General features: G+C 38.8%; 11 protein-coding genes. 10 read left to right on the forward strand and 1 reads right to left on the reverse strand.

Annotation, left to right across the window (positions count from 1 at the left end):
* Positions 1 to 108 precede the first annotated feature (108 nt).
* Entirely contained in the window at positions 109 to 960 is an 852-nt protein-coding gene (gene hisG / locus LY11_RS10870) for an ATP phosphoribosyltransferase (protein WP_111633765.1), read from the reverse strand.
* Between the two features lie 278 nt (positions 961 to 1,238).
* On the opposite strand from hisG, the gene LY11_RS10875 reads away from it, so the two are divergent.
* The 10 genes from LY11_RS10875 (at position 1,239) to LY11_RS10920 (ending at position 13,040) form a co-directional block, all read left to right on the forward strand.
* The gene (locus LY11_RS10875; RefSeq protein ID WP_111633729.1) at positions 1,239 to 2,816 is read left to right on the forward strand and encodes a L,D-transpeptidase family protein; all 1,578 of its coding nucleotides are present in this window, start codon (positions 1,239 to 1,241) and stop codon (positions 2,814 to 2,816) included.
* A gap of 204 nt (positions 2,817 to 3,020) precedes the next feature.
* Positions 3,021 to 5,048: a BatA domain-containing protein gene (locus LY11_RS10880; RefSeq protein WP_111633730.1), complete on the forward strand. Its 2,028-nt coding sequence runs from the start codon at positions 3,021 to 3,023 to the stop codon at positions 5,046 to 5,048.
* A 6-nt stretch (positions 5,049 to 5,054) separates the two neighbouring features.
* A complete protein-coding gene (locus LY11_RS10885; RefSeq protein ID WP_111633731.1) occupies positions 5,055 to 6,317 on the forward strand; it encodes a dihydroorotase in 1,263 nt (420 codons plus the stop codon).
* Positions 6,310 to 6,984, forward strand: coding sequence for a hypothetical protein (locus LY11_RS10890; protein ID WP_068395201.1), 675 nt, complete (start codon positions 6,310 to 6,312; stop codon positions 6,982 to 6,984). Before LY11_RS10885 ends, LY11_RS10890 begins: the two co-directional genes overlap by 8 nt.
* Positions 6,985 to 6,992: 8 nt before the next feature.
* Positions 6,993 to 7,532 (forward strand): DUF4199 domain-containing protein, encoded by a 540-nt coding sequence (locus LY11_RS10895; protein ID WP_111633732.1) that lies wholly within the window; start codon positions 6,993 to 6,995, stop codon positions 7,530 to 7,532.
* A gap of 123 nt (positions 7,533 to 7,655) precedes the next feature.
* The gene (locus tag LY11_RS10900; protein ID WP_111633733.1) at positions 7,656 to 8,609 is read left to right on the forward strand and encodes a glycosyltransferase family 2 protein; all 954 of its coding nucleotides are present in this window, start codon (positions 7,656 to 7,658) and stop codon (positions 8,607 to 8,609) included.
* A 2-nt stretch (positions 8,610 to 8,611) separates the two neighbouring features.
* Positions 8,612 to 9,580 carry a glycosyltransferase gene (locus LY11_RS10905; protein ID WP_111633734.1) on the forward strand — a complete coding sequence of 323 codons (969 nt, stop codon included), beginning with the start codon at positions 8,612 to 8,614 and terminating at the stop codon, positions 9,578 to 9,580.
* Positions 9,577 to 10,362, forward strand: a complete 786-nt coding sequence (locus tag LY11_RS10910) for a hypothetical protein (protein WP_111633735.1) — start codon at positions 9,577 to 9,579, stop codon at positions 10,360 to 10,362. The genes LY11_RS10905 and LY11_RS10910 overlap by 4 nt, the downstream gene beginning before the upstream one ends.
* A gap of 9 nt (positions 10,363 to 10,371) precedes the next feature.
* Positions 10,372 to 11,877, forward strand: a complete 1,506-nt coding sequence (locus tag LY11_RS10915) for a GH3 auxin-responsive promoter family protein (protein ID WP_111633736.1) — start codon at positions 10,372 to 10,374, stop codon at positions 11,875 to 11,877.
* A complete protein-coding gene (locus LY11_RS10920; protein WP_111633737.1) occupies positions 11,874 to 13,040 on the forward strand; it encodes a 1-deoxy-D-xylulose-5-phosphate reductoisomerase in 1,167 nt (388 codons plus the stop codon). Before LY11_RS10915 ends, LY11_RS10920 begins: the two co-directional genes overlap by 4 nt.
* Positions 13,041 to 13,068: the final 28 nt, after the last annotated feature.

The raw sequence follows: 13,068 nt of genomic DNA on the forward strand, positions 1-13,068 counted from the left end.
GTGCATTGTTGTTTGGTAGCTGTAAGCTCATGCAGGGTTCAATGTTTTACGTTTTTATGTTAACCAATAGTTAACGTTAAAAAGATATTTATGGATTAAAAGCGTGGCTTAGGAGATGATCTTTTCGATCGGCATCACCACAATTCCTTCAGCACCAGCAGCTTTCAGACTGTTGATCTTTTCCCAGAAATCCTGTTCCGCAATAACCGAGTGCACTGCTACCCAATCTTCTTCGAAAAGAGGTACAATCGTCGGACTTTTAACTCCCGGCAATAAGCTCACCACTTTTTCAAGATTTGATTTTGCAACATTCAGTACCACATATTTTGTTTCCTTGGCACGTAATACCGAACGGATTCTTTGCAGTAATTCAATGACATCTTCATTCAGTTCCATGCCTTTACTGGCAATCAGGACAGCTTCAGATTTCATCACTTCACCGAAAGGTTTCAGACCATTACTTTTTAAAGTTCCGCCTGTAGAAACGATGTCGCAGATTGCGTCACTCAATCCAAGGCCGGGGCCGATTTCTACTGATCCTGAAATAGTGCGGACTACAGCATTTACATTGTTATCATCCAGATATTTCTGAAGAATTACAGGGTAAGAAGTAGCAATTGCTTTACCTTCCAGTCCGCTCACATCAGTGATGTCGCTTTCGTTCGGAACAGCAATTTTAAGGGTACATTTTCCAAAACCTAACTTTTGAAGATAGTTAACATCAGCATTTACTTCTGTGATTACATTTTCACCAACAATACCCAGATCGGCAATGCCATCCTGAACATATTCCGGAATGTCATCGTCTCTCAGAAATAGAATTTCTAAAGGGAAATTAGTAACTGTTGATATCAGGGAGCTTTTGTAGTTTTCGAATGATAGACCACAATTTTTAAGAATCTCTACGGATTTTTCGTTTAGCCTTCCAGATTTCTGGATAGCAATTTTAAGTGTTTTCAATTGATTGAAATTATTGAATGAAACAGGAAAATAATTCGGAAACAAGTTTTGAAGTACAAAACATTACATATCTATCGCCATAACTGGCGATGGTACAAATGTGAGTGATGGTTCAAAATATTGTTCATAATTTATGTCTCTATTCAATAATGCGTTGCACACTGAGTAGCACAAATATATAGATAGAATTGACAAATCAAAAATATATGGCATTTTATTTGATCGACATGGGTATACAGCATAAAAACAAAGCTGAATTTAATTAAAGAACGCTCATTTTGAAAAAAGCAGTAACCCTTATTTTACCCCTTTGCATCTTCTTATCGTCCTGCAACTGGTTTAAAACTACGCCAGAGGTCGGTGTCATCTTATCAGAACATTTTAAGAATAAACTTTATAAAGATTTTGATACCGCGGCTTATCATGTAGTTTTTAACCGTCACCTTGATTCTTTACAGTCTAAATTAAGTAATCCTAAAGTAATTAGTAATTTTTATGCGAATGATGAGCGTAAAAATCTGCTGGTTACCCGTTTTTTTATTAATGGGGAATTAGATACCCTGAAAAATTACCTGGAAAATAGTAAAGCGCATGGATTTAATCCTGAAATATTTAAATATAAAGACCTGGACCAGGCTTTAGCCGCTTTAACTGCCAATAATTTTAAAACTATCAGTGAATTATATCCTGTACTGGCTGATCTGGAGTTGTTTACCGCTTCCTCTTTGCTGAAGTATGATACTTTTATTGGGTATGGCAGTGTCAATCCGAAAAAAGTATTAAACAGGTATTATGTCACGACCAGCAGACCAGACAGCGCGGTAATGAATCAGGTTTTAGAGACAAAAAGTCTGGCTAAACTATTAAAAGATATTCAGCCTGCCGGTGAAAACTATAAAGTATTACAAGCAGCGCTGGCCAGCCTTGAAAAAGATCCTTCCCGTAATGCAGTAGCTATTAAAGCGATTGAAGTGAATATGGAAAGAGCCAGGTGGAAAATTCCCGGATTAAGCTCAGAATATGTAGAAGTTAATATTCCTGATTTTTCCCTGACCTGGTTTAAAGAGAAGGATACAGTAACCCATATGAAGGTTTGTGTAGGTGCCAGACGCGAAAAAGCTTTTGAAGAGAAGCAGAAAATCTATGCAAAAACCCATTCATTGGATGATAAACCAAAAAATCACCAGACACCAATTTTGTTAAGTAAGTTTAGTGCGATTGAGGTGAACCCTGTCTGGAATATCCCGGTGAGCATTGCCAAGAACGAAATTTATAACCAGGCCAGAAGAGATCCATATTATTTATCAAATAATAACATGAAGGTCTATTACAAAGGTAAACTGGTTAATGATACGGATACTATTCAATGGGAAAAGTACTCCAGAGAGAACCTGCCATTCCAATTTAAACAAGGCTCGGGGTCAGGAAATGCACTGGGTAAGTTCAAATTTATGTTTGATAATGGTGCAAGTATCTATTTGCATGATACTAATAATAAATCGGCATTTAACTCAACCAGCCGCGCAATCAGCCATGGTTGTGTGCGGGTAGAAAGACCTTTGGAGTTTGCACAGAAAATGGTACATAATAATGCAGAATATGATCAGTTAAGAATGGAAGTCAACTTACCGCCTGTAGATACTACGAAAATGGGCATTTACAGAAAAAAGCTGGCGAAAAAAGCAGATACCCTGAATGTATTTCAATTGAAACCGAAATGGTTTGGCACCAGGAAAAATATCTCTGTGTTTATCAATTATAAAACTGCCTGGGCCGAAAATGGAAAAATTGAATATCGCAATGATGTTTATGGCCTGGATGACGCATTGTATGCTGCAATGAAAAAATACCTGTAAAATTTACTGAGGAATACTTTACGGCCTGCTTTTATAGCGGGCCGTATATCTGTATAGTAGACTCGTAACCTGGTCAATACCTGTTCATCTATTAGTTCTCCTTTAGGAAAAAGAGCTTTTTTTTGTGCCGGTTCAAATTCTATTCTTTGGAAATTTCTGTTTTTTACCGAATGATTGTAATTAAATTTATACCTTTGGTTTTTAATGAATTTCCTCTACCCAGGTTTTCTTTTTTCACTGCTGGCGGTAGCTATACCTATCCTTATTCATTTATTTAATTTCCGGAAATTTAAAAAGGTATATTTTAGCAATGTGTCTTTCTTAAAGGCTGTTACAGTACAGCATTCTTCCCGCGAAAAACTCCGTAACTTATTGATCCTGGCTTGCCGGGTACTTGCAATCATCTTTTTGGTGCTCGCTTTTGCACGCCCATATTGGTCATCAGGATCAGCAGGTAGCCCTGAAAATGGAAATCTTGTAAATATTTATATTGATAATTCTTACAGCATGGAGGCGGTCAATAAAGAAGGATCTTTATTAGACCAGGCGAAGCGGAAAGCAAAGACCATTGCTAAACAATTCCAGCTTAATGATAAGTTTCAGCTAACCACCAATGATTTTGAAGGCAGGCATCAGCGCCTGGTTAATGCAGAAGAATTGGCAAACCTGGTTGATGAAGTTAAAGTTTCTCCGGTAGAACGTAATTTGCAACAGGTTATTAACAGGCAAAACGCTGCAGACGCAGGGAAAAGAAATCAATATAACTATGTGATTTCTGATTTTCAGCAACAGTTCGTTGGAAAATCAGCCATTCACACAGAAAAAAATAATTCGCTCAACCTCGTCAGGTTAAATGCAAATACCATCCCTAATGTGGCTGTAGATAGTATCTGGTCTTTTTCACCCGCACATAAACCTGGTGATCAGGAGAAATTTGTTGTGCAGCTGCGAAATTATTCAGCTGAAGCCAGTACTGGAATTCCCTTAAAACTGACCATTAACAATCAGCAAAAAGCATTGGCTACTTTAAATATTCCAGCAGGAAAAGCAGTGCGCGATACTTTAAGCTTTAGTGGTTTATCCGCCGGGTGGCAAAAAGGAATGGTCAGCATTAAAGATTTTCCAGTCACTTTTGATGACAACCTTGCTTTCACTTTTAAAGTCAGTACTGAATTAAAAGTTTTACAGATTACCGGAGAGAATTCTGGCAAATATATCAATGCACTGTTCGGTGCAGATCCTTATTTTAAGCTCAGCACCATGCCTGAATCGGCCATAGTTTATGCTGGTTTTCATCCCTATAACCTGATTATAATTGCTGGTTTAAAAGCGCCTTCAAGTGGTTTGGCTCAGGAACTCAAAACTTATATGAAAAATGGGGGTACTGTCGTTATTTTTCCGGATCTGGAAGCTGGTGCGGCTGTTTACGCTTCCTTTTTACAGGCTTTAGCCATTCCACAAACCGTTTCTTTAAGTAAGGATACAGTTACTGTAAATACAATTGCTCTTAAAAACAAGGTATTTAACGATGTATTTGAAGAGATACCTGCAAAATTAGACCTGCCGAAAGTAAATCAGCGTTTTATCTATTCAGGAAATAGCAACAGCGGCAGGGAAGATTTAATGGGACTGCCCTTGAATCAGCCATTTTTCAGCAAATACCGCTCGGGATCAGGGCAATTGTATTTATGTGCCACTTCTTTAGCCACCAAGGACAGTAATTTACCTCAGCACCCGGTATTTGTACCCTTGCTTTATAAAATTGCTTTAACCAGTGTGCAGGAGCAGCCTTTATATTATACGATAGGGAAAAGCAACTACCTGATTTCAGCACCTATTGCCTTAAATCCCAATCAATCACTGCGTTTAATTTCTGGAAAACAGGAAGTTATACCGGAAGTAAGACAAGCACCCGGTCAGACTTTATTGTATGTTGCTGATCAGATTAAAACACCTGGGATTTATGAATTGTATAAAACTGATGCACTGCTCAGTACTTACGCATTTAACCAAAGCCGTGCAGAATCAGATCTGCATTATGCTGATGATAAAGCTCTTCATGCAGTTTTTGGGTCTGAAAAAGTAAATATGACGAAACCTGGGGATGATTCGTCATGGAAGGCTGTGGAAAATAACCACACAGAGTTATGGAAACTTTGCCTAGTTTTGTGTGCTGTTTTTTTAGCCGTTGAAGCCCTATTGATTCGATTTTTTAACAAATTAAAAATATAAAAAGACATGAACCTTCTCCTCACAGGCGTAACCGTTACCGATCCGAATAGTAAGCATAATCAGAAAATCTGTGATGTTCGTGTGGTACAGGGAAAAATCGCTGAGATAGAGCGTACTTTGAAGCCATTCGAAAATGAGCAGGTGATCAATGGTCAGGGTGCTTTTCTGGCACCAGGATTTTTTGACCTGAACTGTTCTATTGGAGATCCTGGTTTTGAAACTAAAGAAGATATTAAAACAGCAACCGCTGCGGCACAGGCAGGAGGATTTACTGGTCTTGCCGTTTTACCGCATACCAAACCTGTGGTGCACTCGAAAGGGGAAGTAGAATATATTATCAATAAAGCTAAAAATAACCTGGTCGATGTTTATCCGCTGGGCGCAATCAGCCATGATCTGGAAGGAAAAGAACTGGCTGAACTTTTTGATATGAAAAATGCAGGTGCAGTCGCTTTTACGGATGGCAATAAACCAATCACAGATGATGGTTTTATGAGCCGTGCATTGCAATACTGCAAAGGAATTGACGGCTTACTGATCGTATATCCTGAAAATAAAGCCATCGCTGGTAAATCGCAGGTGAATGAAAGTAAAACCAGTGTATTGTTAGGGATGAAAGGTGCCCCTGCGCTGGCAGAAGAAATGCACATTTCAAGAGATATTTTCCTGGCTACCTATCACCAGGCACCAGTACATATCACCAGTATTTCTACTGCAGGATCAGTTGCACTGATTAAAAAAGCAAAAAAAGATGGTTTACAGATCTCCTGTGATGTTGCTGCACATCATTTAGTTTTCACAGAAGAACTTTTGAACGACTTCGACAGCAATTATAAAATTAAACCACCATTACGTGGTAAAACAGATATTAAAGCTTTACTGGCGGGGTTAAAGGATGGAACTATTGATGCCATTTCTTCACAACACCGTCCGCATGAACCAGAATTTAAGGATGTGGAGTTTGAGATTGCGGCTTACGGAATCACAGCTTTGCAAACGGTATTGCCTTTATTGGTGAAAGCCGGGCTGGATGCTGCGCAGATTGTAGAGAAGCTTTCCATTAACCCGCGTAAATTACTTAAACTACATGTTCCTGTAATTGCTGCTGGTGAAACTGCGAATTTTGTCGTATTCAACCCGGCAGAAAAATGGGAATACAATAGCACTACTAACTTCTCGAAGTCGAGAAACACCCCTTTATTAAATAGTACCCTGACCGGGAAAGTTCAACTCGTTTATAACAACAATCAATTTCAAGTATATGGATAGTAAAGTACAGAGCGCTCTTGTAGCCTCATTAGATAAATTTGCAGCACTTTCAGGTAATGATTCTTTAACATTACAACAGGATTTACTGGATGTTTTCAATAAGGACCTGGGCTTTTTAGAGAAGGTAGAAGAATTTGATGGCGTATTTGATGAATACCCGGCTTTTGATGAGCTGAGAGAAGTTTATTTTGATTTATTAATGATCAACTTCTTTGCGAGCGATATTAAGAAACTGGAAGAAGATTACCTGGATACTGATGAGTGGGCAGATATTGAAGAAGATACCATTGACCGTGGAACTGAGTTATTAAACTTATTGTTATACATCAATGAGTGTCATGACGAGCAGATCAAACCTGAACTGGGAGATTTCTTAAGAGAATTCTTATTGGTAGAGGAAGATGAGTTCCAGGATGAATTCCATATCTATGAAGATTTGATCAGCAATCAGCAATTAGCGGAAAGCAGCATTGAAGATATTATCAGCCACAAAGGAATGATTGAGCTTGGAGAAGAAATGGAAGAACTGTTTGTTCCTTTCATGAGTTTCTTCAACCAGCCAAAAGCGAATGAGCAGGCGTTTAAAGATTTAGAACAGTTCAGTGCAAATAAAGAATTTGATACTGCTGTATATACTTTGATTGCTGTTTTTAACGAAAAAAACTAAGCTGTTTTATGGAACAACAATTAAGAGAAATAGAGCATAAACCGAATAAAATTGCTTTTCAGGCGGCCATTGTCTTTTCGCTTTATACATTAGCGCTGGTATTTATATTCAAATTATTGAATATTGATACGCAGGATGAACATATCAGTGTACCTACACGGATTATCAGTATGATCTGCAGCTACGTGCCTTATATACTGGCAATTTTGTATGCACAGACCCGGTACAGAACTGAACTTGGTGGTTATATGAGTTTCGGCAAGGCATTTTCTGCCGGATTTAAAGTTGCAGCCTATTCGGGTTTATTTATTGCTTTGTTGTTCGTCTTATATTATAAAGTATTGGATACTTCAGCTTTAGATCATTCTGTAGAAGCAGCCCTTGAAAAGGCTGGTGACGACCCGAAAGCAGTGAAAGGTGTAGAAATGATGAAACCTTATCTGGCTATATTTATAGGATTTGGAGCTGCAATTACTTATACTCTTTTTGGCCTGGTATTAAGCCTTATTGGTGCTGCGGTATTGAAAAAAGAGAACCCTGCTGTTTAGTAGATTGTAATCACAATCTCCTGGCTGATCATCGCCCGAAACAGAAGATAAATACCAAACGTGCAGGTTTTATCATTTTAATTGATAAAATTTGCACGTTATTTTTACTTGAATTTATACTGCATGGACATTTCTGTTGTCATTCCCCTGTTTAACGAAGACGAATCATTGCCCGAACTGACTTCCTGGATCGCCAGGGTAATGTCTGACAATAATTTTTCTTACGAAATCCTTTTTGTTGATGATGGCAGTACGGATACCTCATGGCAAGTAATTGAGGAATTGAAAAAGACTTATCCGGCTGTAAAAGCCATTAAGTTCAGACGTAATTATGGGAAATCTGCCGCACTGAATGTTGCTTTTGAAGCTTCACAGGGCGATGTGATCATTACCATGGATGCAGATTTGCAGGATAGTCCGGACGAGATTCCTGAACTATACCGCAGATTAAGGGAAGAGAAATTCGATATTATCTCCGGATGGAAAAAGAAACGTTACGACCCGATTACCAAAACTATTCCTACTAAGTTATTCAATGCTGCAACCCGTAAAATGTCTGGCATACAGCTGAATGATTTCAACTGTGGCTTAAAGGCATACCGTTCTGATGTAGTGAAAACAATAGAAGTTTACGGTGAAATGCACCGTTATATTCCTGTAATTGCTAAATGGGCAGGATTTAAAAATATTGGAGAGCAGGTTGTAGAACACCGTGCACGTAAATACGGGGTAACCAAATTTGGTTTCAGCCGTTTTATCAATGGTTTCCTGGATTTGCTGTCTATCTTTTTTGTTGGAAAATTCGGTAAAAGACCGATGCACTTTTTTGGTTCGCTGGGTGTATTGAGCTTTATGGTCGGTACAATTATGGCCTTATGGATTATCGGTGAAAAATTATATCACATTTCAATGAACCTGCCAATCAAAAGAGAAGTTACAGATCAACCAGGATTTTATATTGCATTAGTAGCCATTATTGTAGGTTCGCAACTCTTCCTTACTGGATTTGTAGCGGAGCTGGTTACCCGAAATGCACCTGAACGCAATGACTATCTGATAGAAAAAGAAATACTTTAAGCATGTTTTTTTCGATCATTATCCCCTTATATAACCGGCCACAGGAGATAGACGAACTGCTGGCCACCCTTTGTCTGCAAACTTATACGCAATTTGAAGTTCTAGTGATAGAAGACGGATCATCGCTCACTGCAAAAGAAATTGTGGGCAGGTACGCAGATAAACTGGATATTAAATATTTCTTCAAACCCAATGAGGGGCAGGGTTTTGCCAGGAATTACGGTTTTGAAAGAGCTAAAGGTGATTATTTCGTCATCTTTGACTCTGATTGTCTTATTCCTCACGATTACCTGGAAACGGTAAAAGACTATTTATACAACCACCATCTGGATGCTTATGGCGGGCCGGATGCCGCGCATGAAAGTTTTACCCCGGTACAGAAGGCCATTAGTTACGGTATGACCTCAGTTTTTACTACTGGCGGAATCAGAGGGAACGAGAAACATGTAGGACAATTCCATCCGAGAAGCTTTAATATGGGTGTTTCCAGAGAAGTATGGGAAAAAGTTGGCGGTTTTAAACTAACCAGGCTGGGAGAGGATATTGAGTACAGTATCCGTATTCATCAGCATGGATTTAAGATTGGTTTGATTCCCGGAGCTAAGGTTTTTCATAAAAGAAGAACAAGTATGTTCCAGTTTTACAAACAGATCCACTTTTTCGGCCGTGCCCGTATTAATATTTATAAACATTTTCCTTCTGAGCTGAAATTGGTACATTTTTTCCCTGCCGTATTCACTTTAGGGGTCATTGCTGTCTTATTATTGAACATTTTTTATCCGCCTCTGGCTTATCTGGGGAATATATTTCTTCTGGTATACTTTATGCTGATATTTTTTCATTCCCTGGTGCTAAATAAATCGTTGAAAGTTGCATTTTTGAGTATTATTTCCTCATTCATACAATTGACAGCTTACGGATTAGGATTTATACAAGATTTTTTCAAAAGAATAGTACTTAAAAAACAATGATAAACTTTTTAAAGGAAAGCACGTTTATAGTGAATGTGGTGATCCGCAAAGCCTGGGAAGTAACCAAAAGGAATTATTTTTCCATTGCTACTTTATGTTTTCTGATGTTCATCACATCTAACGCATCAAGTTTAATGGCATTTTTCCTGAAAGACGTGAATAAGGGGTTAAGTATATTGATGGCGTTCTTTTTCGCTTTATTATATTTTACCATCAATCTTTCGCTGCTGAAATACATTTTTCACCTGCTGGACAATGAGGAGATCGATGTCAGTATTGTCAGCACGTTGCCAACCCGCCAGCAAATCATCCGCTTTATCGTAGGAATGCTTTATTTTATGCTGGTGATCATCGGCGTTTATGCAGTGGTAATTTTTGTTGCATTTCCTTTCATTTATACGGGGATCAAAATGAATGTAATCACCAATATTGCTGTATCAGTAGGTATTGTGGCCATATTTATTACCTGGGTAAGGATTTCCTTTTTCCCATTCTTTATTATTGATAAAAATCAGCCTCCTTTTGGCTCCTTAAAATTCAGTTTAGCGATCACTAAAGGAAATTTTACTAAAATATTAATGTTATTACTGGTATTGGGCGGATTTCATGTCTTGTATTTATTCCTGAATTACCTGCAATGGCCTGTAATCGCATTTTTTGTTAATATATTAAGTTCATTTATTATTGTTCCTTTATCCAGCGTAGCCTTAACCATCGCCTATAGAATGATGATGGGTGCTTACAAGGGAGACGAAAATGATATTATTCACAACATAGTTTAAAACCAGTTTATGGGAATAAAAGCGGCATTAAGTAAACCGTTTGCAGCCTTTATTGTAAGAGGGGTAACTCGATGGAAAAAAGATGCGGTAGCTGCACAAAAGGAAACTTTCCGGCAGCTGATTGATGCTGCTCAGGATACTGCTTTCGGCAAAGACCATCAATTCTCGTCCATTAAGAACTACGAAGATTTTAAAAAGCAGGTTCCGGTCAGGGACTATGAAGAGCTGCGGCCCTATATTGACCGTGTAGTTGCCGGAGAAAAAGATGTGATGTGGAAGGGGAAACCCGCTTATTTCGCAAAAACGTCCGGTACAACTTCTGGTGCAAAATACATCCCGATTTCTAAAGAATCAATGCCTGAGCATTTGAAGGCAGCACGTAACGCGCTGCTGACTTATATTCATGAAACTGGCAATGCTGATTTTGTAAATGGCAAAATGATCTTTTTGCAGGGAAGCCCTGTAATGACTGAGAAGAATGGTGTCAAATTAGGCCGTTTATCGGGTATTGTAGCGAATCTTGTTCCTGCTTATCTGCAAAAAAACAGGCTGCCATCTTATCAGACCAACTGCATTGAAGACTGGGAAGAGAAAGTTGACGCGATAGTCGAAGAAACTTATCACCAGGATATGACTTTGATTTCGGGGATACCACCCTGGGTACAGATGTATTTTGACCGGTTGATAGAAAAATCTGGCGGTAAACAGATCAAGGATATTTTTAAAAACTTCCAGCTGTTTGTTTACGGCGGGGTAAATTATGAACCTTATCGTTCGAAAATTGAAACCAGTATTGGCAGAAAGATTGATTCGATAGAAACTTATCCTGCTTCGGAAGGATTTATAGCTTATCAGGATAGTCAGCAGGATAAAAGTTTATTGCTGCTGGCTAAAGCGGGAATGTTTTATGAATTTATTCCTGCAGATGAATACTATAATGATAACCCTGCCCGTTTGAGTCTGGAAGAAGTAGAACTGGATAAAAACTATGCTTTGATATTGAATACAAATGCAGGACTTTGGGGTTACAGCATTGGTGACACTGTTAAATTTGTCTCTAAAAACCCCTATAAGATTTTTGTAACCGGCAGGATTAAACATTTTATTTCGGCTTTCGGTGAACATGTGATCGGAGAAGAGGTGGAACAGGCATTATTGAGTGTGGCAAATGAACAAGGGGTTGGAATTACAGAATTTACAGTTGCTCCACAGGTAAACCCCGGAACCGGAGAACTGCCTTACCACGAATGGTTTATTGAGTTTTCCAAAGCTCCTGAAGACCTGGTTGCTTTTAGTAAAAAAGTAGATAAGGCTTTACAAGAAAAAAATATTTACTACTTTGACCTTATTGAAGGCAAAATTTTGCAGCCGCTGGTTATTCGGACCTTACAAAAAGACGCATTTGTTACTTATATGCGATCAGAAGGTAAGCTGGGGGGACAGAATAAAGTTCCCCGTCTGTCTAATGATAGAAAGATTGCAGACAGCCTGATTAATTTGATAAACACGATTTGAAAAATATAGCTATACTGGGGTCCACGGGATCTGTAGGCACCCAAGCCCTTGACGTGATTCGTGCGAATCCTGAATTATACCGGGTTTGTGCATTGACGGCGAATGCGAATGCTGCTTTACTGATTCAGCAGGCGCTTGAATTTAAACCTCAGCTGGTTGTTATTGGTGATGAAAACCAATATGCAGAGGTTAAAAACGCACTTTCTGGCCAGGGGATGAATATTCTTTGCGGGGAAGATGCTTTATGTGAAGCGGCTTCTTTAACAGCTGCCGATTTTGTACTGACAGCCATTATGGGCTCTGTTGGTTTAAGGCCAACTATTGCAGCTATTAAAGCAAAGAAAAAAATTGGACTGGCTAATAAAGAGACTTTAGTAGTGGCAGGAGAGCTGATTACACAGCTGGCTGCTGAAAACGGAGTAACGATTATCCCGGTAGATTCTGAACATTCTGCGATTTTCCAGTGCCTGGTAGGAGAGGAATTGAGTTCGATTGAAAAAATATACATCACAGCTTCTGGCGGCCCTTTCAGAGGGAAAGACCGCGATTTTGTGGCTAAAGTTAAGAAAGAGCAAGCTTTAAAACATCCAAACTGGGTGATGGGAGCGAAGATCACGATTGATTCAGCTTCTTTAATGAACAAAGGTCTTGAAGTGATTGAGGCTAAATGGTTGTTCGATCTTGACATCAGTCAGATAGATGTTATTGTACATCCGCAATCTGTAGTGCATTCTATCGTGCAGTTTAACGATGGATCAATGAAAGCGCAGATGGGCGTTCCGGATATGAAATTGCCTATTCACTATGCAATGGCTTATCCGAAGAGAATACAAAGCCAGTTTCCACGTTTTAACTTCATGGATTATCCTGAGTTGACTTTCTATAAGCCTGATATGGATACTTTCCGTAATCTTCAATTGGCTTATACGGCCTTGGAAAAAGGCGGTAATATGCCTTGTATCATCAATGCGGCGAATGAGATAGTGGTTGAGGCCTTTTTAAATGACCGCATTGGATTCCTCGAAATGAGTGATGTCATTGAGCAATGTATGTCTGATCTGACCTTTATTCAAGTACCCAGCCTGAATAATTATTTAGAAACTGACCATCATACGCGTATATTTGCCCGTCAGTTAGTAACAAAAAAACATTTAGCGATCTAATATTCAAAAGTAAAAACATTATATAAAA

The organism is Pedobacter cryoconitis, from assembly GCF_003259615.1.
GTDB lineage: Bacteria > Bacteroidota > Bacteroidia > Sphingobacteriales > Sphingobacteriaceae > Pedobacter > Pedobacter cryoconitis.